This window comes from Faecalibacterium sp. DFI.5.82 (genome assembly GCF_029076575.1).
Taxonomy (GTDB): Bacteria; Bacillota; Clostridia; order Oscillospirales; family Ruminococcaceae; genus Faecalibacterium; species Faecalibacterium duncaniae.
In genome coordinates, this window is the sequence record NZ_JARFIS010000757.1 from 1 (window position 1) to 301 (window position 301).

1 protein-coding gene is annotated in these 301 nt (G+C 54.2%); it reads right to left on the bottom strand.

Annotated elements, in window-relative coordinates; genetic code table 11:
* Window positions 1-301, bottom strand: a 301-nt coding sequence (locus P0G09_RS18775) for a hypothetical protein (protein ID WP_275253431.1), incomplete at both ends; no start/stop codon positions are given.

The following is a 301-nucleotide window of genomic DNA, read 5'->3' on the forward strand; positions in this document are numbered from 1 at the left end:
GAAGGTAAAAACGGCCCGGTCGCTGACCTGGAAGATGATCTTTCTTCCAAAAGTTCCGATGAACAAAAAATCACCTCCGGGGTAGGTTGGGGGAGAGGTCGGGCTGCCAGGTGCAGCGCTTGTGTGGGTATGGTTCTTGAGGCTTTTCCCGCCGCCGATGCAGTCGGTTGTGGCCGTCAAGGTCTGGCCCACATTGGCGTCCTTTTTCATTGTCGTGTTCTCGGTGTTGGTCGTTTCAGCCTTTACCGTGAGTTCTTTTGCTTCCAGGACGACCGTGTTCATCTTAATGGTGAGAGTGCCG